The following is a 17,861-nucleotide window of genomic DNA, read 5'->3' as shown; positions in this document are numbered from 1 at the left end:
GGAAGAGGGATCGATAAGGCCGGATTACTAAACGTCATGATGCGGTCTAGCAGCCGGTTGTCGCGAATAGGTTATGAGTAGTGGAGGGGGCGATGTCACGATCACGAGCATTGGCATGGCTGCTGCTTGAGGTTGCGACTTTTACCGTGTCCAATGTCCTAATTCGTTTTGCCAGCGTCGACCTCTCGGCCGAAACGATGTTATTCCTAAGGCTTCTAATATCCGCACAAATAACATCGTTGATTATGGCATCAAACCGGGTGGGGCCAATTGGGTGTTGCTTCATCTCATCCAATAGAAATCGGCTTTATGTCTACCTTCTCTGCGGCGTGTGCGGGTTCATGTCATCGCTTCTATGGATATATAGCATAACGTTGCTACCTGTCGCGACGGCAACTACAGTATTTTTCACCAAGTCGTTATTCCTAGCTTTTGCGGCAACATTTTTTCTCCGCGAGGAAATCAGCTGGCACCAGTGGGCTGGGTATATGTTCGGGATGATTGGAGTAGTAGTTCTACTCAGCCCGGGAGAAGAGGGGCTATCACTTCCTGGGCTGCTTATAGGGTTGGCGTCTGCTCTGCTTTCTGCGATCGCAATTCTGTTGCTCAAGCTTCTCGGATCGAGGGATCCGGCAATACTCTCCTCCTGGCTAAGGACCACGCTAATCGTCCCTCTCGCGGGCTTGTCAGCGTGTTTTGCATGGACGCCGCCAACAACTCAGGCTTTAGCCATAGTAACAGCGATTTCGTTGTTGTTCGTGGCGAGTCAGGTCGCTTTAGCACGAGGCTATGGGTATCTGCCGCTCAGCCAGGCGTCAGCGTTGGAGTACCTGCGCGTGGTTTGTGCTGCTGCTGTCGGTGTATTCTTTTTTTCCGAACGCCTTTCCGCGCAAACGCTCATAAGCGCGGCTGTAATTGTCTTATCAGTGGCAATTTGCACCAGACGTTCAGGCTTCGCGCCCGCCGTTCGCGTGCCGCGATTCAATGTCGAACCCTACTCATTTCTTTCGCGCGAGAGGGGAGATTTGAAATGATATCGGGTCATCACGTTCGGGAAGCAAAAGAAATGGCAAATGGAATCGACCTTACTCGAACTATGGCACCAACTTCCGTAAACTTTTCGCACTATCTTAAGGAAGCACTAGAAGCGATTAGTGAGCCAACAATGGCAAAGACCTTACTTCGCCATCATCGATATCTCGGAAACGAGCTGGATAGAAAAGCGGCCGCCCAGTGGACAGCTCGACGTCTAGGTTATGCGCCTGATTTGTCACAAATCGTCGTATCTGGAGGAACTCAAAGTGCCCTTTTGGTTATCTTGGCCTCACTCGTTGGATCTGGTGGCGTCCTGACGACCGAAGAGATTACATATCCGGCTGTGAAACCTATCTGTGACCTGCTCGGGATCCAATTGGTTGGCACCCGAATTGATGAAGAGGGACTGACGGCTGAAGGTCTCGAGTCAGTCTGTAAGAGCCACAGGCCACGAGCGCTCTACTGCAATCCGACGGTTCACAACCCGACAACGGCGATAATGTCCAATGCTCGCCGCCGTGAGATCGCTGACATCGCGCGTCGGTATCAGGTCACAATAGTTGAAGATGACGTCCAGAGTCTGCTGCTCGCCGATGCGCCTAGACCGATCGCCGCAATTGCGCCCGACATTACCTGGTATTTGATGAGCCTGGCAAAGACGATCTCCATCGGTCTGCGGGTGGCGCATGTCGTGGCTCCCTCGCCCGATGACATGCGGAGAGTTCTCGCGCCAATCTCAAGTCTATCAAGTTGGTTCGTTTCCCCACTCTCGGCGGAAATAGCAACATCGTGGTTATCGAGTGGTCGAGCAGATGTGATCCTCGAGGAGATTCGAAAAGAGATTTCAAATAGGCAGAAAATCGCAAAGTCACTTTTATCGGATACACACCATCGAACACAACCATTCGCGCTCCATGTGTGGATCCCGCTAGCACTCCACATCGACTTGCAGCAGGTGAACGATGCGTTGTTGGCGCGAGGAGTGCGCGTGCAAACAAGTACAATGTTCACGCTCGATAAAGCGCGCATCGAACCCGCAATCCGCGTGTCGCTGGGGCGACCGTTGTTGACATCCGAGCTTGAGCAAGGACTGCGTTCGGTTGCGACTGTTGTGCGAGAAGCAAGGTAGCCGTTGTTCAGACAACTTACGGCCTGGCCTTCGCGCTGCGATCAACCTGCACAAGGAGAGAAAAGGTGTACAATTCTGATCTATTTGAGGGCGCTGCGGCATATTATGTGAAACATCGGCGCCCCTATCCGGCGCAGTTATTTCAATACCTCAATAACGCGTTTGATCTGCATAGCGGTCATGTCCTGGACCTTGGCGCAGGGACCGGTCTTGTGGGAATTCCAATATCAAAGTTCGCTCTTAGCGTACTTTGCGTTGATCCAGACCCTTCCATGCTTGGTCAAGCGCGGGCCGCGCAAGCTGAAGAGAAGGCCGAAAACGTCGAGTTTCAGATCGGCCGCTCTGACGACGTCGGTCCCCGCCTCGGGAAGTTTCGGCTGGTGACAATGGGCCAAAGTTTCCACTATATGAGCCGCGCCGAAACGCTCCACCTTCTTTCTCGCTCCGTCGATAGCGGTGGCGGTGTCGTCGTGATCGACAAGGAGAGGTTGGTCTGCCAACCCAACGGGTGGTTCGATCCCCTCTGGAATTTCGTGGATCATTGGCACGGCGATCGAATTCCAGCCGGGAAAAGCGGAACGAGATTGCCGCTTGATCGGAGTCATGAGGACGTGATGCGGGCCTCTCCATTTTCAAGCGTTGAACTCGTCCGGTTCCCATACACTGTGTCTTGGACGGTCGATGACCTCATAGGTTATGTGTTGTCAACGTCACGCGCGTGCCCTGGGGTTTTGGGCCTAAAGCAGACGGAATTTGAAACTGGGCTGAGATCGTTCCTGCTCAACCTAAGCAAGGACGGCGTTTTTGTTGAGAACGGCAACGTCATGGCCATCATTGGCCGGCGACCGTCAGCCCCGCAATCGTTCCAAAAAGAGCTGTGAGATTGTCATGCGCGTAGTAACGTTTAACATTCGATATGGGAAAGGGACCGACGGAGTCTACGATCTTTCAAGGACTATTGATGCGATCACGGGGTATGATCTGATAGCCTTACAGGAGGTTGATCGACATTGGGACCGGTCAAACAACGACGATCAGGTCGCCCTTCTCGCACAAGCTTTCCCCAACTACTATCTAGCTTGGGTACCTTCTGTCGATATTCTGAAGTCGCCCGATGCGCAAGATTTGATCGACAATCGTCGACAATTCGGCAACCTACTGCTGTCGCGCTTTCCGATACTTACTATTCGGCACCATAGCTTTCAAAGCTACCGAGCCGCAAAGCAGCTGAGCATTCACCGCGGCATGATCGAGGCCGTCGTGGATATGGCCGGTCGTACTATACGAGTCTATGTAGTCCATCTGAGCTATCCTCTGCCGGGATGCAAGCAGGGGCATGTATCTCGTTTCCTCGAGATTTTTCGGGGCGCGGAGCGTGAAGGGCCACCTATTGCAGGCGAACACAGCGACACGAGTTGGACCGCTGAGCCTTGTCCCTCTTACGTCCCCAACTCTTCGATTGTGCTGGGTGATTTCAATCTCGATCCTAGCTCGGAAGACTATTCACTTATTGTTGGCGATCGTCATTCGCGACACGGTAGGATGACACCATTTGTGGGAGGGCTGATGGACGCTTGGACGCTGGTTCATGGCGGTAATGAAACCGCCGCTACGCAGAGCTCCGATGGGGTCACATTCTTGGGACGCAGAATTGACTACTGCTTCGTGTCGCCTGATATGGCGGACAAAGTCAAGTCCGCGGAAGTGTTGGCTGAAACGATAGCATCCGACCACTTGCCAGTGGCCTTCCGTTTTGAATTTTAAATAGTCGCCGATTCGTCGAAGCTCGCGAGAGACACCTCAACTCAAAGTTACACCAGCGTCCGGTGGCTATCGCGCTCCGATCGATATTTGGGGCTCCAACCAGTTTGCGATTTTATGCAAGGCCAAGGCCAAATCGTCACGCGAGGGAGCGGAACCCAAACAGACGCGAGCGGCACTGATTGGCGCAAACGGTGCTACTGAGTAGGGATCGCCAACTCGCAATAAAATGCGCTGTGCGCGCATTGCCTCTACGAAGTCAGCCGACGATGATCCGAACGGCATTTCCAACCAGATATTGAAGGCCTCCGGAGCGCTCGAAAAGGTCCCCCTAGTCAAGATGCTGCGCGCGATTTTTTGGCGCGTTCGCGCTTCATCCCGAATCTCTAATAGAATTCTTGCGGCGGTTCCGTTCTCAATCAGCTGCTGTGCCATTTCCGCGACAATCGGTGCCACGAACCACATCGACATCGTCTTGTAATGGCTAACGAATTTCGCCGCCTCTTCAGGACTCGGCGGACGAAGGTATGCCACGCGCATTCCAGGTGACACACACTTGGATAGTCCTGTAGCGTACCAGGTAATGTCGGGCGCAAGCGAAGCAAAAGCCGGTGGCGGCGCATGGTGGATCAAACCGAGGATGTCGTCTTCCAAAATAGCAAGACCATGTAGTCGCGCAACTTCGATGATCTCGAGCCGCCGTTGTTCGGGCATCGTTATGGTAGTAGGATTGTGAAGGGTTGGTACCAGGAACAGCGCTGCGGCTTTATGACACCGGCACGCCGCATCGAGCGCGTCAGGCAATAGACCATACTCGTCCATTGCGACACCGACGAGAGGAATCCCGAGAAACTGCAGAATCGATTGAAACCCGTAGCACGCAAGCTGATCCGTGAGTACGATCGATCCACTCTTCACAACTCTACGCGCTGCCAATGCCAGGGCCATAGTGGTGCCGTTCGTAACGACAACATCTTCCGGAGAGACATTCTGGCCCAATCTGGTGCGGATCCATTTAGCACCTGCGTTTCGATCACCGGGCAGTCCCTCGTATCGAGGTGTACGCATCACCTGTGTAAGTTGTACGATCCCGAGTGTTTCCTTCAGGTCAACATGAGTCAGTTGACTGAAATCAGGAGAGAACGGTGGGAGATTTCGGGTCAGGTCGAGAGTCGTGTCCCTTAGAAGGGGGAAAGGCGTCGTTGACGGAAGATTATTTGCGCTGGCGTTATTTGTATTCATTGCCCGTTGTGTCTCTCTTGGGTCACTCGTTGGTCGCGCCGATTGGCAACACAACGTTACGAGGGAGTGTTGCCTCTGAGTATGGTCGCACCGGCCCCGACCGAGTTTTTCACGGGGCCGCGGGGGAAAATGTAGCTAGGGAAGCAGGGCTTTGATGTCCGAGACCATCGCCTTAAGCGCGGTATCGGGTTGTGACTTGAGTGTCATGACGGATTGGAGGTGATCGCGGATTGTGTCAGTTATTTTTAGCGAGTTCTCGCCTGGGAACGCGTACCAAGATGTCATATCCGGCAACTGATTGATGCTGGTCATGTAGTTAGGATACGTCGCGTAGAAACCCCCCAGAAATTGCTTCTCCTTCGCTGCGATCATATTTCCTGGCGCATAGCCTGTGCTTTTTGCCGCGATCGTCTGCCCGATAGGCCCCGTCACGAACTTTATGTATTCCCAGGCCGCTGCCTGTTTGCTCGAATCTTGAGTCAGCATAACCGCCGCGGTACCACCAACCGGTAGGCGTCCGTCGTTCGCCAAGATTGGGAACGGCGCGGTGGACAATGTGAATTTCCCCTTGGAGGCTTCCTCTAGTTGGGCGGTTCGAACGCTTGACCGGATGAATATTCCCAGCTTCCCTGCCTCGAACGCTTGAGAGGCTTGTGCCGAGGTCATTTCGACCTGACCTGCTTCTGCAATGGAGCGCATAATCTCAAGGGCTTTCAGACCTATCGGTCCATCAAATGCAACGGCCTTCTCGTCCTTAGACATGATGTCGCCGCCAAGGCTCTGTATTAAAGAAAAGAACGTCCAGTTTCCGCTGACGTCGTAGTACTGAAAGTAGATGCCCATTGTACCATCGCCAATTGCCTGGATCCTCTTCGCGAGCTCGGTGATGGCATGCCAATCACTGGGAAATCTACTGGGGTCGCCGCCCGCACGTCTGACGAGATCGGCATTGTAGTAGATAATGGGCGTCGAGATACCGAATGGTAGCCCTAGAGTCTTGCTACGAAATTTTGCGAGATCGAGCATTGATGGAATGTAGCCGAGACTGTTCCAATCCTTTTCTGACGAGATAAAGGGTTCCAATGACACAGCAAGATCGCGCTCACCAAGAGTGCGGATCTGGTTGAATCCCTGGAATGCGACGTCTGGTGTGGCGCCGATGAGGGACCCTCTTATCACCCGCTGAGTAACATCTTCCGCCGTCAGTGCCGGCGCTTCGAGTTCGACCTGAATTTGAGGATGTTCCTCCATGAACCGCTTGGTAACTTCTTGATAGACGCCTGGGGGGCTGCCATGAATCACCGAAAGAGTAATGGTTTCTGCCATGAGTGCAGCAGGGGCGACCAGGGTGAAGAGGCTCGCAATCGCCGCGAGTCGTGGAAGTCTCATTCGTATATCTCCTAATGTCGTTCGATTATTTAACGGCTGCACCTGATAGTCCGTCGACGAACCAGCGTTGGGCTGAGAGAAATGCAATGATTAGGGGACCGACGACGATCGTGGATGCAGCCATGAGCGGACCATAGTCATTGCCTGCTTCTTCATTCTTGAAGGCCATGATGCCGAGCGGGGGCGGCATAAAGTTCTGGTCTCGGACTGCGATCAGTGGCCAGAACAGGCTGTTCCAATGACCTACTACCGAGAAGATGGCAAAGGCGATGATCGCCGGAAGCGCCATCGGGACCATGATTTTCCAGACGATGGCAAGCTCAGAGAGACCATCGAGGCGAGCGGCATGGACGACGTCGTCGGGGATGGTCTTGAAGAACTGCCGAAAGAGGAAGATGCCAAACGGTGATACGACATAGGGAAAGATCAGCGCTGCATAGGTGTTAAGAATGCCGAGGTGGTAGCCGAGAATGAACAGCGGCAACGACAGAACCTCACGCGGCAGGATCAGCGCGATTAGAACCATACCGAGGATCAGGTTGCGGCCGGGGAAGTTCAGCTTAGCGAGCGCATAGGCCGCCGGCGCGCAGACGGCGATCTGCAGCGCCAGGATCATGGTGCAGACGATGACGCCATTGAGCATGTAGTGCGGCAGGGACGAGCTCGTCAGCGCCTTGGTGTAGTTCGCGATGCCGTAGAAATGCTCGGGCCAGAGGGAGAAGTGCTCTCGAAAGATCTCTCCCGGCGGCTTGACCGATAGCGACACCATCCACACGAAGGGGATGAGGATCAGCGTGCCGGTGGTGAGAAGCACCACGTGGCGGAAAATGGCAGCGGGTGGGGCGAAGCGATTGATGCTCATTGGTAGTGAACCCTTTTGTCCATGACGCAGGCCTGGATGAGCGTCAGCGCTACGACGATGAAGAGAAAGACGACGGCAACCGAGGCCCCATAGCCGGTGCGCAGATATTCGAAGCTCTCGCGATAGAGCGTGAAGAGCAGCATTTCGGACGAATGGCCCGGCCCGCCCTGGGTGAGCACCTGCACGGTGTCGAAGGTCTCAAAGGCTTTCAGCGCCACGACGATGAAGACGAACATGGTGACGGGACCGAGCATCGGCAGCGTCACGGTGCGCAAGCGGTCGAGCCAGGCATCGGCGCCGTCGATGTCGGCGGCGTCATAGAGGTCCCGCGGGATGGACTTCAGCCCCGCGAGGAACAACACCATCGCATAGCCGAGATTCTGCCAGATGCCGATGACGGCCAGTACCGGCAGCACGGTAGCCTCGTCGCGCAACCAATTGGCGGTCGGGATCCCGAGAGCGGCAAGGGTCTGGTTGACGAGGCCGATCGTGGGATGCAGCAGAGCCTCCCAGGCGATGGCCATGGCCGTCAGAGTCGCCATGAAGGGCAGGAAATGAACGGCGCGGTAGAAGGCGCGGCAAGACTTGCCGCTTTCGATGAGCAGCGCGATCACAAGTCCGAGGATAATGGTGCCAGGTACAACGATCAGGACATATAGGATCGTATTGGCCAGCGACACGCGGAAGCCTTCGTCGGCGAAGACTTCCCGGAAGTTGCTTAAGCCCACAAAGGCAAGCGAGCTGGCACCGAACTGCCAGTCGGTGAGTGCAATCGCGAAGACCCCCAGGACCGGCAGGAAGAACAGGACGATCAGCAGCACGAGCGCCGGACCGGCAAGTAACCACGAGGCGGCGATTTCCAACATACGATGTCGCCGACGCTCTGAAGACGACGCGACGCGTCCGGTGTTTCGCTTCGGAGTCTTGCTGGCTTGGTTCCGCTTCTCGACGATTGAGGTGACGCTGCCCATCAAGCAGTCTCCCGGACGAGGGCCGCTGCTGCTTTGGCAGGCTTGTCGTGAGCTCGAATGCGACGGCCGTCGTCGCCGAAATAGAGTACGCGCTCCGGCTCAACTGACAGGCTGAGAGAATGTCCAATTGAGATGCTTGCTGCTCGCTCAGCCAGCAGGCGGGCGACCACCGGCTGTTTCACGCCGGCGACGTCCAGATGGACGTAAAGGTCGGAACCCATGTGCTCGATAAGCCTGACCGTCCCACTGATGGCGCCCCGTTCGGAGTATGCGCCGAGACGGAAGGCTTCGGGACGGATGCCAAGCGTCAGGTGCGCGCCGACGTCGGCGCGAATGTCCGATGCTATCGTCGTTCCGGCGACGCTGACGCGGCCGGGCGCGCTCACCACGCCCTCGATCATGTTTATCTTGGGAGAGCCGATGAATTCCGCAACACGACGATCATCTGGATCGGCGTAGATTTCCTGCGGCGGAGCGACCTGCAGCAACTCCCCGTCCAGCATTACCGCCACCCGGTCCGACAGTGTCATTGCCTCGGCTTGGTCGTGTGTGACGTAGACGAAGGTGACGCCGAGCCGCTGGTGCAATTCCTTGATCTCGGCCCGCATTTGAACCCTCAGTTTGGCGTCGAGGTTCGAGAGCGGTTCGTCCATGAGGAAGACCGCGGGATGCCGGACCATGGCCCGGCCGACGGCGACGCGCTGCCGCTGCCCGCCAGACAGGTGCCCCGGCTTGCGGGTTAGAAGATGATCGATGCCGAGCGCTTCAGCCGTTCGAGCGACTTCCGCCGCAATCTCCTGCGAGGCGCCGCGCGTGCCCGGCAACAGGCGCCCGATCAACGGCAGCCGCTGCCATGCATTCAGACGTCGCATTCGCAAGGGCAGGCTCATATTGTCGGCCACAGTCATGTGCGGGTAGAGCGCATATGATTGGAACACCATCGCCGCGTCGCGCTTCTTCGGACGGACCCCGTCCACAACGCGCCCGCCGATCAATACCGTCCCGGCGTTTTGAAGCTCAAGCCCTGCCAGAATCCTGAGCAGCGTCGATTTCCCGCAGCCTGATGGCCCGAGCAGCGTCAGGAACTCCCCGTCGGCGATTGAAAGCGAGACTTTCTTCAGGATCGGCGTGGCGCCGTAGGACTTCTCGATCTCATGGAAATCAATGCTGCTCATTCGGCGGCCTCAAATTCTTTCCTGTGGGTGGAGCTGGTGCTGGCCACGGTCGCGCCATCGATATACGTCGTGCCGTCGACGCGGACGCGGTGGAGTTCCTGTCGGTAGGCGTTCAAACCTGTCTGTAACGTCTCGCATTCGATGCGCAGCTCCGGCGTGGCGGGACCGGCCTCCGACAAGGCCTCGCGCAGGACGCGCCCCGTCATCGGGGCTGGAACGGGCAAACCGAGGAGATGGAGAATAGTCGGCGCGATATCGCAAATGCCGGAGGGAACCTCCGAGATCAGCCCTCGGCCCCGGAAAGCCGATCCAGCCATTAATCCAACGGCGGCAAGCTCCTTCGGATGCAGACCGCCGTGGACGCCGAGGCCAGGAACACGGTCGTTGTCGTAGAAGGTCCCACCCCGCATTCCAAAGGCGTCGATGCTGTCGTCCGTCTTGAAGGAAAAATAGACATCCGGGGCGCGATGATGGTCAGCGAACACCAGCGTGCTTGCGAAACTGCCGGGCGCCAGCCCTTCCACCGAGTTTTTTGGTGCGGTGAAGATCGGCCCGCACCAGGGGCGGTTCATGAGAGTCTCGACTAGGCGGGCGAGGTTCGCCTGGGATCGATCGGCAAGATAGAGCGCACCGACCTGACCGGGCACGACAACCACGTCGACGCCTGATTCCGGGGCCGCACCGGGGGAGTAGCCGGCAGATCTGAGTTCATAGGTGACGGAGACACGTGTGTGTGCGGTGACGTGACCGTGATCGGAAAGGATGACGATCTGCACGCCCGCATCGCGTCCTTCCGCCTCCCACCAATCGAGAACACGCCCGAACTGAGCATCGCAAAATTCGGTGATGGAGCGCGTAACAGCGGAAGCCGTCCCGTGAAAATGCGACGTTGTATCCGGTTCACCGTACGAAAGGATCGTCACATCGGGCTTGAGCTTGGGCCAGACGTAATCCAAGAAGGCGGAGGTGATCCACACCTGTCCAGATGTGTCGGGTTCGCCCTTTTCGGGCGCAGGGGGAAGCGCACCGAGTCCCGCTTCAAGCTCCGCGAGCACAGCCGTTGGCGTGCACGCCTCGCGGAAGTGGCCGGAGAACCGGACGTGACCGAAATCCTCAGCCTTGTGATGAAAAAGCCGAGTCGTTCCTGGCGTGTTGGTCGCAAGAACCGCCATGGTTTTCGAGGAACCCGCCAGTAATTCTCCGAGCGTTGGTGCCGTCATCAGATTGCCATTGCTTTCCCGGTTCAACCGGTCGAGCAGGACGGCGTCGGCAGTATCGATATATCGGTTCGGGACGACGGACCGGTCGACAAACTTGTTGCCGACCATGCCGTGCCCGCTTGAGGTCGTTCCCGTCACAAGGCTGGGAAAGGCCACCCGAGTCTCGCTCGGATAGACCGTCCGGTGGCGGGACAATGTAATGCCAAGCGATTGAAGGCGGCAAATATTAGGTGTGAGGCTTGCGGAGACTAGATCCGGACGTAGACCGTCGAAGCTGACAACCAGAAATTTCATGAGGCCGCACCATTTTTTTGCAGTTGACTTCGGGGGCCAACTATCGGCGCAGAGCGACAGCTAAGTGACAACTATCAAGAAATGTGATTGCAAGGACGAGTATGTCGATTATGAGTGCGAAAATATCCAAGATACCAAAGGAGCCGACCTTGGCTGGCGAAAACCAGGACGTTCCCCTCAATGCGATCCGCGCCTTCGTCAGTATAGCGAGGGAGCGAAATGTCACTCGAGCGGCCAAGGCTCTGGGGATGACCCAGAGTTCGGCCAGTCGATACCTCGCAGTTCTAGAAGAGTACCTCGGGGCTCAGCTCATCGAGCGCCGCGGGCGCAACACCGAACTGACGGAGTTCGGCAGGCTGTTTGCCAACACGGTGACCGAACCGTTAGATACGATCTGCTTTACCGCGCAGAGAATGCGGCGCAAGCTAAAAGGGGACATCAACCGGATTGTAGTGCGCACTTCATTGACTACCCTCGCCTACACCTTGCTCGTTCCAAATATTCAAGCATTTTCCCAGGAGTGTGGTGGCGCCGTCGTCGATATCGTCAATTCGCTTGCACCGCCCACTTCAGACGATGGTTTCGATGTTTTAATCACACGTGATCTTTCGATCGTAGAGCCGGCAGATCAGTGGGAGCTCCACTCCGAACACATCGTCTGCGTCGGATCATCCACCCATATTTCGGGCAAGGGTCAAACAGTGGTCCGCACCATGCCGCTCCTCACCATCACGTCTCGTCCGGACATATTGCCTACGTGGCTCAGGGCGATGAACCTAACGCCGGGTGATATCAACTCCGGCGCCCGCTACGATCATCACTACCTCGCACTGCCTGCGATTACGAAGGGGAATTGCCTTCTGGTCGCGCCGGAAATCATCGTTAGCGACCTCATCCAGGACGGTCTTTTGAAGGTGGTCCCGGGCACACGGGTTGCAAGTGGAATGCTCTATCGTGCCTATGCAGTCGACCGCGGCAACAATCCGGAACTCGCACGGATGTTCTGTCGTTGGCTCGTCCGCCTGTTCCGCAAACATGGTGTCGAGACGAGGTAATATCGAATAATGCGATACTCTTGTTGATGAATTCGATAACCTTGTTTGCGGATCCACACGCAGGGCACGTATAGGAATGGCAGTTGTTTTGATCGTTCCGCACCGTCGCCGGTAAGTCTCTCTCCGTTTTCTGGCGGAAGTGCTGCGAGGGCAGACGGCCGATCGCCGTTTCCGGGAGCAAACCGTTGGCCCTTGTTGCACGTCGCCTTGAAATTGTTCGCCCATCCGAAACGAAGGCAATGACCGCTCGAGCTGCTGAGCTCAAGGCAGCAGGAGCCGACGTCATCGCGCTCAGCCAGGGCGAACCCGCCTTCGACACCCCCATGTCTATCCAGGACGCGGGCATCGCCGCCATTCGCGCCGGCAAGACGCGATACACGCCTGTTGCCGGCGTTGGACCTCTTCGTGAGGCGATCCAGGAAAAGCTGATGCGCGATCATGGCCTCGATTATGCGACGGATCAGATCACCGTCGGTTGCGGCGCCAAGCAGGTTGTTTTCAATGCGCTCTTTGCCAGCCTGGATCCCGGCGATGAGGTTATCATTCCGACGCCATGTTGGGTCTCGTATCCGGATATGGTCACTCTCGCCGACGGGGTGCCCGTTCTGGTGCCATGCACCGAGTTCCACGGTTTCAAGTTACGCGCAGATGCGCTTGAGGCGTGCATCACACTGCAGACGAAGTGGTTGATGCTCAATTCTCCCAACAATCCGACTGGAGCTGTCTACTCTGCCGGCGATCTAGCCGAGCTTGCGGAAGTGCTGCGTCGTCATCCGCAGGTGTTCGTGCTGTCCGACGACATTTATGAAAAGCTCGTCTACGACGCCTCGTTCGCGGCCATCGCCTCGGTCGCGCCCGATTTGTTCGAGCGGACGCTTGTGGTCAACGGCGTTTCGAAAGCCAATGCGATGACCGGTTGGCGCGTCGGCTACGGCGCGGGACCCCAGCCGCTGATCAAGGCCATGAATGTCATTCAGGGGCAAACTTCGTCCCACACAAGTTCGATATCGCAATATGCGGCTATCGAAGCCATCGCCGGCGGGCAGGCGTACGTCGCCGGTTTCGTCGAAGCGTTTCGGGCGCGTCGTGATCTCGTGGTGGAAAAACTCAACCAAGCAGAGGGCTTAAGCTGCCGGCTGCCAGAGGGAGCATTTTATGCTTTTGCCAATTGCGCGGGGACGATCGGAAAGCGGACACCGGCTGGCCGGCTGATCAAAACCGATACCGACTTTGCCATGTATCTTTTGAGCGAATTCGCCGTTGCGGTCGTTCCCGGGAGCGGCTTTATGGCCGCACCATACGTCCGCATATCATATGCCGCAGAACCGGCTGATCTCGAGCGTGCTTGCGACAGGATTATCGCTGCCTGCGCAGCTCTTACTGAAGAAGGAAAATAATGAGCGCTTCCATAACCCTCAGAAATCGGATCGCCGAGCGCGGCCTCATTCACGTCATGGCGGCGCACAGCCCCTTGTCCGCCATTCTCGTCGAGGAGGCCGGTTTCGACGGAATTTGGGCTTCCGGTTTCGAGCTTTCGGCGCTGCATGGCCTGCCCGACATGAGTTTCGTCTCGATGTCCCAGCATCTCGACATGCTGCGGGCCATGGCCGGCCGTGTCTCGATACCGATCGTCGCCGACATCGATACCGGGTATGGCAATGCCTTGAACGTCACACACGCGGTGCGCGAATATGAACGTGCGGGTGCAAGCGCCGTCGTCATCGAGGACAAGACCTTTCCGAAGGTCACGAGCCTTGTTGCCGGAGGCAGGCAGGAACTGGTCCGTACGGAGGAGTTCCAAGGCAAGCTCGAAGCGGCGATCGCGACTAGGGGTGATCCGGACTTTCTTGTCATCGCGCGAACCGAAGCTTTGATCGCCGGACTCGGAGAAGAGGAAGCCTTGGCGCGGGCGGCCGCCTACGAGGCGGCGGGCGCCGACATGATCCTCATTCACTCGAAACGGAAAACACCGGACGAAATCGAAAGCTTCGCGCGCACCTGGAAAGGCGCCGTGCCGCTTGTGATCGTCCCGACATCCTACCCGGAAATGAACGAGAAGCGCGTTCGCGCCCTGAACACGATTGCCATGGTCATCTACGGCAATCACGGGCTGCGTGCAGCCGTTACCGCGATGCGGGACACATTTCGTCGCATCATCGCCGATGGTGGCGCCCTGAACGCAAGCAGGGACATTGTCTCTGTGGAGGAGATCTTCCGCCTTCAGAACATGGAAGCCGCAAAAGACAGCGAAAAGCGCTTCCTGAGGTAGCTGGTTACGACGGGCGGGCGGCGACGACTGAAATCTCAACCAAGGTCCCGGCCGAAAGGATGGCCTGGACGCAGCAGCGCTGGGGCCAATGGTCCGGGTCATCACCGACCCACTCCCTCCAGTTGACGTCGAACTCCTTCTTCTGCTCGACATCCGCCAGCAGGACATTCACGGAAATCAAGCAGCGCTTGTCGGTCTCAAAATGCGCGAGAACACGCTCGATCTTGCGGAAACTCGCCTCGATCTGTCCTTTCAGGCTGAGAGTCTTGTCATCCGACGTTGCTACAGCCCAGACGAGGTTGCCGAATGCGGATCCCGAGCTGCGCCCGGGAGCAACCCCCGGCGCGCGCATGACAGGAAATGACCCGTTCATCTTGCGCTCCTCTCGATATTCCCCGCTCAAGGATGCTGCGCTGTTACCAATGCAGCAGTTGGTCATCCTGACACCAGCGTCCGTGGCTATTCAAAGCCGTTCTACCGCGCGTTCTTTTCGGCAAGAACCATGCCAGAAAGGACATTGGACACAACTACCTACTTAACGGGGTTGACTGCGGAAAACTTCTCGTGACGCATACAATGACGAGGCAAATATCTTCCACAACCGTGGAGCCGCCAAATGAACATGAGCCGACCGAAAAGCTCCGGGACCTTCGATGTCGTCATCGTAGGGGGTGGTATCGTCGGCCTGTGCATTGGATATGGCCTCGTCAAGTGCCAACTGAGGGTCGCAGTACTAGATGGGAACGATGCCGATTTCAGCGCCTCGCGCGGAAATTTCGGAATGATCTCCGTCTCCAACAAGGGGTTCAGCAATATCCCCTATTTCCGCCTTTCGCTGACGTCTGGAAGACTGTGGCCCTTGTTTGCGGAGGAGCTTCGTGAGTGTTCCGGTATCGATCCGCGTTTCCAAGGGCGCGGCAAGGTCTATTTGTCCGTGGGAGACCGCGAGCTCGACGAGCAAAGAAGACACATTGAAGAGTTCTCGCAGCGCGCGGGGGCAGAGTACCGGAACGAGATTCTCGACAGGGACGAAGTTGACGCGCTGTTGGGCCATGTCGGTCTGGGAGAGGCTGTAAGCGGGGGATCCTTCAGCCCGCTTGACGGAGCGGTCGATCCCCTGAAATTCTATTCCAGCCTCCTTCGCGCCTACCAGGCTCGCGGTGGTCACTATCTCTTCGGCCACATCGTCGACCGCATTGTTCGAGATACGACCGCTTTTTTTGTGAGAACACCGGCGGGCCAGTTCTCGGCTCCAAGAGTCGTCATCGCCGCCGGCCTGGGCATTCCGCCCCTCGCCAAAGAGGTCGGGCTCCAGTTGAAGGTGCGTCCGGAACGCGGCCAGATCATCGTGACCGAACGGATCGACCAGGTGTTTAAGTACCCGATCAGCGGCTTCCTGCGACAGAACGTCGAAGGCACGGTGATGATCGGTAGCTCGAGTGAGTATGCTGGCCGCGACGACCGCACCACGGTTGAAGTCCTCAAGGAGCTTGCGAAAAGTGCGGTCGAAAGACTGCCATCACTGCGATCTGTGCAAATCAACCGGTGCTGGGCTTGTCTCAGGCCACGGACCCAAGACGGTTATCCGATCTATCAGGAATCGAGCGAACAGCCGGGAGCGTTCGTCGTTTCATGCCACAGCGGCATCACCCTGGCGGCGCTGCATACGCGTCTCCTGCCGCAGTGGATCATGGAGGGTGCAAGAGATCGCCTACTTGAGCCGTTTGGACTGGAAAGGTTCCGCGATGAACAACCCGCATGAAACGACCAATCGGCTCTCGTCCATGAGCTTGAACTTTGAGGGCTGCGTCATTGCCGCCCGGGAAGGAGAGACCGTAGCTACAGCACTTCTTGCTGCCAAGGCGGGCTACACCGGCACTAGCCAGGTGAGCGGGCGGCGCCGGAGCCCTTACTGCCTGACGGGCATCTGTTTCGAGTGTCTCGTGGAAGTAAACGGCCATGCAAATCAACGGGCGTGCATGGTGCGGGTGCGGAAAAACATGACCATTCGCAGGCAAAATCGACTCCCGTCGCTCCACCTCAAGGGGCGAGAGACATGAGTTCGGATGTCATCGTCATCGGCGCCGGTCCTGCTGGCATGACTGCGGCGATCCAAGCCGCCGAGTTCGGGCTTTCCGTGCTGGTCCTCGATGAACAACCTGCTCCTGGTGGCCAGAGGTTTCGAGACATCGAAATGGCGGAGCGACAAGCAAAGAGAAACGGCGGTGTCTTGGATAAAGATGATGCCCATGGAGCATTGATCGCCAGGCGTTTTCGGGAAAGTGGTGTCACTTATTTGGCGCAAGCATCGGTCTGGGACGTGGCAGCGGATCCACTCGAGGTCAGCTATCTGCACCAAGGCAGCAGTTTTTCCGTCCGGCCTGAAGCCGTTGTCGTTGCAACCGGCGCCCTCGAAAGACCCGTGCCGATACCCGGTTGGATGCTGCCTGGAGTGATGACTGCGGGCGCCGCGCAACTGATGCTGAAGACGTCTGGACGCATTCCCGAGGGGCGCGTCGCGCTATTGGGATGCGGGCCACTCCTCCTTCTTGCTGCAAAGCAGCTTCTGGCCGCAGGAGCGGACGTCGTCGCGCTGCTCCAGACGACGGCCCTCGTCGATTTGCTTCGAGCGGCGCCTTATCTTCCGAGCGCATTTCTGGCACCGAAGGTTCTGTTGCAGGGATTGAGGCTCCTCGGTCGCACGACTGGAATCAACGGTGTCGCCTCTTTGCAAGGCGCAAGAATTCTCGGAAAAGACAGCGTGACCGGCGTCGAATATACGGTCGGTGGACGTACTGCGGCGCTGAATTGCGATGTCGTCCTCCTGCATTTTGGCGTCGTCCCCAATACCCAGATCACACAATTGGTCAGGGCCGACCACGTTTGGAACGATCGCCAACTATGCTGGCAGCCGGTGACCGATGTCTGGCAGGAAACATCGATTCCGAACGTGATGGTGGCCGGCGACGGACGTGGCATCTTCGGCGCAGACGCGGCCGGGATCTCCGGCAGGCTGAGTGTCTTGAACATCGCCTATCGGCGGGGGGCGATACCGGAAGCAACGAAAGACAGAATTGCTCGCGATCTCAGAGGGAAGCATGAGCGGCTTGCCCGCGCGAGGGCATTCATGGATATAGCTTATCGGCCACCAGCGAGTTTCCTGCGACCGAATGCCGACGTAATACTCTGCCGCTGCGAGGAAGTCCTAGGACGAGATATCCAAGCCGCGGTCGCAAACGGTGCTTCTGGCATGCGGCGGCTCAAGGCGCACACACGCGCGGGTATGGGTGTCTGCCGGGGCCAGATGTGCTCGATGGCAACCTCCGCAATCTTGAGCGAACAACTGGGTGCCGAACTCGGCCGCCTTGAACCTGCAAGCGTGCGGCCGCCGCTTCGCCCTTTGACAGCCGGACAACTTGCGTCGACAAAGCACTATGGCGACTAAAGGCGCGCCCCTTC

The 17,861-nt window shown here is 57.3% G+C and carries 17 protein-coding genes; 10 read left to right on the top strand and 7 right to left on the bottom strand.

The window, feature by feature from the left end:
* The first annotated feature begins 92 nt into the window (after positions 1 to 92).
* The 4 genes from ILFOPFJJ_RS08955 to ILFOPFJJ_RS08940 all read left to right on the top strand — a co-directional run bounded on the left by ILFOPFJJ_RS08955 (position 93) and on the right by ILFOPFJJ_RS08940 (position 3,928).
* On the top strand, positions 93 to 1,034 hold the full coding sequence (locus ILFOPFJJ_RS08955; protein ID WP_173510236.1) for a DMT family transporter: 942 nt from the start codon (positions 93 to 95) through the stop codon (positions 1,032 to 1,034).
* Complete coding sequence (locus ILFOPFJJ_RS08950; RefSeq protein WP_173510235.1) at positions 1,031 to 2,164, top strand: aminotransferase-like domain-containing protein; 1,134 nt, start codon at positions 1,031 to 1,033, stop codon at positions 2,162 to 2,164. Before ILFOPFJJ_RS08955 ends, ILFOPFJJ_RS08950 begins: the two co-directional genes overlap by 4 nt.
* A 65-nt stretch (positions 2,165 to 2,229) precedes the next feature.
* Positions 2,230 to 3,045 (top strand): class I SAM-dependent methyltransferase, encoded by an 816-nt coding sequence (locus ILFOPFJJ_RS08945; RefSeq protein ID WP_173510234.1) that lies wholly within the window; start codon positions 2,230 to 2,232, stop codon positions 3,043 to 3,045.
* A gap of 7 nt (positions 3,046 to 3,052) precedes the next feature.
* Entirely contained in the window at positions 3,053 to 3,928 is an 876-nt protein-coding gene (locus ILFOPFJJ_RS08940; protein WP_173510233.1) for an endonuclease/exonuclease/phosphatase family protein, read from the top strand.
* 66 nt (positions 3,929 to 3,994) lie between these two features.
* On the opposite strand, the gene ILFOPFJJ_RS08935 is transcribed toward ILFOPFJJ_RS08940, so the two are convergent.
* The 6 genes from ILFOPFJJ_RS08935 to ILFOPFJJ_RS08910 form a co-directional block, all read right to left on the bottom strand.
* On the bottom strand, positions 3,995 to 5,167 hold the full coding sequence (locus tag ILFOPFJJ_RS08935) for an aminotransferase-like domain-containing protein (RefSeq protein ID WP_173510232.1): 1,173 nt from the start codon (positions 5,165 to 5,167) through the stop codon (positions 3,995 to 3,997).
* 135 nt (positions 5,168 to 5,302) lie between these two features.
* Entirely contained in the window at positions 5,303 to 6,556 is a 1,254-nt protein-coding gene (locus ILFOPFJJ_RS08930; RefSeq protein WP_173510231.1) for an ABC transporter substrate-binding protein, read from the bottom strand.
* Positions 6,557 to 6,581: 25 nt separating this feature from the next.
* Positions 6,582 to 7,418: a carbohydrate ABC transporter permease gene (locus ILFOPFJJ_RS08925; protein ID WP_173510230.1), complete on the bottom strand. Its 837-nt coding sequence runs from the start codon at positions 7,416 to 7,418 to the stop codon at positions 6,582 to 6,584.
* Positions 7,415 to 8,284 carry a carbohydrate ABC transporter permease gene (locus ILFOPFJJ_RS08920; RefSeq protein WP_246299566.1) on the bottom strand — a complete coding sequence of 290 codons (870 nt, stop codon included), beginning with the start codon at positions 8,282 to 8,284 and terminating at the stop codon, positions 7,415 to 7,417. The genes ILFOPFJJ_RS08925 and ILFOPFJJ_RS08920 overlap by 4 nt, the downstream gene beginning before the upstream one ends.
* A 104-nt stretch (positions 8,285 to 8,388) precedes the next feature.
* Positions 8,389 to 9,564, bottom strand: a complete 1,176-nt coding sequence (locus ILFOPFJJ_RS08915; protein WP_173510228.1) for an ABC transporter ATP-binding protein — start codon at positions 9,562 to 9,564, stop codon at positions 8,389 to 8,391.
* Entirely contained in the window at positions 9,561 to 11,078 is a 1,518-nt protein-coding gene (locus tag ILFOPFJJ_RS08910) for an alkaline phosphatase family protein (RefSeq protein WP_173510227.1), read from the bottom strand. The genes ILFOPFJJ_RS08915 and ILFOPFJJ_RS08910 overlap by 4 nt, the downstream gene beginning before the upstream one ends.
* A 149-nt stretch (positions 11,079 to 11,227) precedes the next feature.
* On the opposite strand from ILFOPFJJ_RS08910, the gene ILFOPFJJ_RS08905 reads away from it, so the two are divergent.
* The 3 genes from ILFOPFJJ_RS08905 to ILFOPFJJ_RS08895 all read left to right on the top strand — a co-directional run bounded on the left by ILFOPFJJ_RS08905 (position 11,228) and on the right by ILFOPFJJ_RS08895 (position 14,402).
* Entirely contained in the window at positions 11,228 to 12,133 is a 906-nt protein-coding gene (locus ILFOPFJJ_RS08905; protein WP_246299565.1) for a LysR family transcriptional regulator, read from the top strand.
* 239 nt (positions 12,134 to 12,372) lie between these two features.
* Complete coding sequence (locus ILFOPFJJ_RS08900) at positions 12,373 to 13,530, top strand: pyridoxal phosphate-dependent aminotransferase (RefSeq protein WP_173510225.1); 1,158 nt, start codon at positions 12,373 to 12,375, stop codon at positions 13,528 to 13,530.
* Positions 13,530 to 14,402: an isocitrate lyase/phosphoenolpyruvate mutase family protein gene (locus tag ILFOPFJJ_RS08895; RefSeq protein ID WP_173510224.1), complete on the top strand. Its 873-nt coding sequence runs from the start codon at positions 13,530 to 13,532 to the stop codon at positions 14,400 to 14,402. Before ILFOPFJJ_RS08900 ends, ILFOPFJJ_RS08895 begins: the two co-directional genes overlap by 1 nt.
* Positions 14,403 to 14,406: 4 nt before the next feature.
* On the opposite strand, the gene ILFOPFJJ_RS08890 is transcribed toward ILFOPFJJ_RS08895, so the two are convergent.
* Positions 14,407 to 14,841, bottom strand: a complete 435-nt coding sequence (locus ILFOPFJJ_RS08890) for a Rid family hydrolase (protein WP_246299564.1) — start codon at positions 14,839 to 14,841, stop codon at positions 14,407 to 14,409.
* A 177-nt stretch (positions 14,842 to 15,018) separates the two neighbouring features.
* Here ILFOPFJJ_RS08890 and ILFOPFJJ_RS08885 point away from each other — a divergent pair, with 177 nt between their 5' ends.
* From ILFOPFJJ_RS08885 to ILFOPFJJ_RS08875, 3 genes are read left to right on the top strand one after another with little or no spacing between them, the layout of a single operon-like run.
* On the top strand, positions 15,019 to 16,164 hold the full coding sequence (locus ILFOPFJJ_RS08885) for an NAD(P)/FAD-dependent oxidoreductase (protein ID WP_312032692.1): 1,146 nt from the start codon (positions 15,019 to 15,021) through the stop codon (positions 16,162 to 16,164).
* Positions 16,148 to 16,462 (top strand): (2Fe-2S)-binding protein, encoded by a 315-nt coding sequence (locus ILFOPFJJ_RS08880; RefSeq protein WP_173510223.1) that lies wholly within the window; start codon positions 16,148 to 16,150, stop codon positions 16,460 to 16,462. Before ILFOPFJJ_RS08885 ends, ILFOPFJJ_RS08880 begins: the two co-directional genes overlap by 17 nt.
* On the top strand, positions 16,459 to 17,847 hold the full coding sequence (locus ILFOPFJJ_RS08875; protein WP_173510222.1) for an FAD-dependent oxidoreductase: 1,389 nt from the start codon (positions 16,459 to 16,461) through the stop codon (positions 17,845 to 17,847). The genes ILFOPFJJ_RS08880 and ILFOPFJJ_RS08875 overlap by 4 nt, the downstream gene beginning before the upstream one ends.
* Positions 17,848 to 17,861: the final 14 nt, after the last annotated feature.

This window comes from Sinorhizobium psoraleae (assembly GCF_013283645.1).
Lineage (GTDB): Bacteria > Pseudomonadota > Alphaproteobacteria > Rhizobiales > Rhizobiaceae > Sinorhizobium > Sinorhizobium psoraleae.
Note: the sequence above shows the minus strand (reverse complement) of the source record. Positions and strands in the feature narration are given on the sequence as shown.